We start from the raw sequence: 2,907 nt of genomic DNA, 5'->3' as shown, positions 1-2,907 counted from the left end.
GTGGCGGTCGGGGCCATGAGCGACCTCGCGCTCGACATCGCCGAACGCCTCGATCACCAGGGCATCAGCTCGACGGTCATCGATCCGCGTTGGGTCCTTCCCGTGCCGATGAGCGTCATCCGCCTCGCGGCCGACCACCGCATCGTCGTGTGCCTCGAGGACGGCGTCCGCGCGGGAGGCGTCGGCTCGCGCATCCGCCAGGAAATGCGCGCGGCGAACGTTGACACGGCGCTCAACGAGGTGGGGCTGCCGGTCCAGTTCCTCGACCACGGCACGCGCTCCGAGGTGCTCGCGCGCGTGGGCCTCACGGCGCAGCAGGTCACCCACGACATCGTCGCCCAGGTGCTCGGCACGAAGGTTCCCTTCGCGCGCCCGCTTCCCGGCCAGACCGCTCCTCGCACGGGAAGTCTCCCGCAGCTGTGAGCCAGCCCGCGTCCGCCCGGCCGGTCCCGAGCCGGACAGTCGTCCCGACTGCGGTGGACCTGCCGCGCGCGGGGGACCTCGTCGTCGCCCGCAACCGCAAGTGGGACGGCGGCCCGCACTGGGTCGTGCCGGGCGTCGCCCTCGGCGAGGACGAACATGGCTGGTGGATCTACCAGGGCCGCGGCGAGTTCATCTCGCGCCCCGGGATGGCGCTCCACACGCTCGCGGACGCCGTACTGCTCGTCCCTCGCGACGGCGGGTACGCGGCGACGTTCTACGACGAGGCCAATCCGGGCGACTTCCGCGTCTACGTGGATCTTGCGTGGGACCTCGCGTGGAGCCGCATCCGCGCGGGGTCGGCCAGCGGGCCCGGCGCCGTTGAGTTCCACATGATCGACATGGACCTCGACGTGATCCGTTCCGCCTCCCGCGGCGTCTTCGTCGACGACGAGGACGAGTTCGAGGAGCACCGCGCGAGCATGGACTACCCGGGATGGCTCGTGAGCGCCGTCCGGGACGAATGCGAGCGCCTGTTTGCCGCCGTGCGCGAGGGCACCGGGCCCTTCGGCGGCGTCGCCGACGAATGGCTGGCCCGCGGCCGCGCGGCCACGAGAGAGGACCACGCATGAGCTTCCTGCGCGCCTACCGCCGCCGCGACGATGGCACCCTCGAGTTCCGCGAGGCGTGGCACGACGACGAGGCCGCCCAGTTCGTGGTCAACCACGGCCCCGTTGGTCACCTCTCGACGTCGGACGCCACGGACGACGTCGACGCTGCCGCGAGCGAGGCGCTCCTCGCCGCCTTCGCTGCCCAGTGCGCAGAAGACGGCTTCGCGGAGATCCCCGAGACGGAGCAGCACCGCGTCGTCGCCCAGTTCGCGCTCAAGTCGCAGGACGGGACCGAGCGCGACCGCTTCCTCGAGCGTCAGGCCGTTGGAGCGCTCACGGCCCACCTTGCGTGGCGGGGCCTCGGGACGGTCGAGGGGAGCGAGATCGGCCGCGGACGGCTCACGATCTTCACGCGCTGCGTCGACGTGAACAAGGCCGTCGCGGCCGTCAAGACGTGCGTGCGCGAGGCGACGAGCGACTTCACGAAACTCTCGATCGCCGTCGCCGCGCCCGAGGCGCCGGACGAGTTCAAACTCAAGCACGCGCCGTCGGGCGTTCGCAGCTTCACGCTCTGACGCCCATCTTTTCGGCCACGCCCGCGCGAGTAGGCTGGCCGTATGACTGACTACAGCCGCCTGGGCCGTTCCGGCCTGACCGTGTCCACTGTAGGCCTCGGGTGCAACAACCTCGGCCGCGCGAACACCCCCACGGAGTCCCAGGAAGGGACCGACGCCGTGATCCACGCTGCGATCGACGCGGGGATCACGCTCTTCGACGTCGCCGACGTCTACGGCCGGACCCCCGGGCTGAGTGAGGAGATGCTCGGCCGCGCGCTCAAGGGCCGCCGTGACGACGTCGTGGTCGCGACCAAGTTCGGCATGGACATGCACGGTGCCAACGGGAACGACTTCGGTGCCCGCGGCTCGCGGCGCTACATCCGCCAGGCCATCGAGGCCTCGCTCCGTCGCCTCGACACGGACTGGATCGACCTCTACCAGTTCCACACCCCGGACCCGAGCACGCCCATCGAGGAGACGCTCTCGGCGCTCGACGACCTCGTCCACGAGGGCAAGGTCCGCTACGTGGGCCACTCGAACCGGAGCGGCTGGCAGATCGCCGAGGCCGAGTTCGTGGCCCGGATGGGCGGCTACACGCCGTTCGTTTCGAGCCAGAACCACTACAACCTCCTGGACCGCCGCGCCGAGCTCGAGGTCACCGAAGCCGCCGAGGCCTACGGGCTCGGCGTCCTCCCGTACTTCCCGCTCGCGAACGGCCTGCTCACGGGCAAGTACTCGCGGGGGACCGCGCCCGAGGGCTCGCGCCTCTCGCACTCGCGCACCAACCTTGTCCACGACGCCGACTGGGACCAGCTGGACCGCTTCTCTGCATTCGCCGAGGAGCGCGGCCTCGCGGAGCTCCAGGTCGCGTTCTCGTGGCTCGCCGCCCAGCCGTCCGTCGCGAGCGTCATCGCGGGCGCGACGCGGCCCGAGCAGATCCGCGAGAACGCCGAGGCCGCCTCGTGGCAGCCGAGCGCCGAGGACCTCGCCGAGCTCGACGAGATCTTCCCGCGGACGCCCAAGGTTGCGCTCTTCTGATCGAGCCGTGGGGACCTTCCTGAACGCTGCGTCGAGGCCCGTCGAGCACGAGCCTCGTCGGGAGCCCGTGTCGCTTCTCATGGATTGCGACACGGGCGTCGACGACGCGCTCGCGCTTATCTACCTGTGCAGCCAGCCGCACGTCGAGCTCGTCGCGGTGACGAGCACTCCCGGCAATGTGGACGCGGACCAGGTGGCGCGCAACAACCTCGCCCTCCTCGAGCTGTGCGGGCGGGCGGACGTCCCGGTAGCCGTCGGGGCGCGCGCGCCGCTCCGGGTCC

5 protein-coding genes are annotated in these 2,907 nt (G+C 71.1%); all 5 read left to right on the top strand.

From position 1 onward, the window contains the following. The coding region (locus ACLN58_RS20325) for a transketolase C-terminal domain-containing protein (RefSeq protein WP_415857044.1) at positions 1-423 on the top strand (423 nt) is incomplete at its 5' end. 53 nt (positions 424-476) lie between these two features. Beyond that, positions 477-1,052 carry a DUF402 domain-containing protein gene (locus tag ACLN58_RS20320; protein ID WP_415857046.1) on the top strand — a complete coding sequence of 192 codons (576 nt, stop codon included), beginning with the start codon at positions 477-479 and terminating at the stop codon, positions 1,050-1,052. Further along, on the top strand, positions 1,049-1,606 hold the full coding sequence (locus ACLN58_RS20315) for a hypothetical protein (RefSeq protein WP_415857043.1): 558 nt from the start codon (positions 1,049-1,051) through the stop codon (positions 1,604-1,606). Before ACLN58_RS20320 ends, ACLN58_RS20315 begins: the two co-directional genes overlap by 4 nt. A 42-nt stretch (positions 1,607-1,648) precedes the next feature. Beyond that, the gene (locus ACLN58_RS20310; RefSeq protein ID WP_415857042.1) at positions 1,649-2,626 is read left to right on the top strand and encodes an aldo/keto reductase; all 978 of its coding nucleotides are present in this window, start codon (positions 1,649-1,651) and stop codon (positions 2,624-2,626) included. Positions 2,627-2,705: 79 nt separating this feature from the next. Further along, on the top strand, positions 2,706-2,907 hold a 202-nt coding region (locus ACLN58_RS20305), incomplete at its 3' end, for a nucleoside hydrolase (protein ID WP_415857045.1).

The organism is Sinomonas sp. G460-2, from assembly GCF_047759905.1.
GTDB lineage: Bacteria > Actinomycetota > Actinomycetes > Actinomycetales > Micrococcaceae > Sinomonas.
The sequence above is the reverse complement of the archived record's forward strand: the minus strand, read 5'-3'. Positions and strand labels throughout refer to the sequence as shown.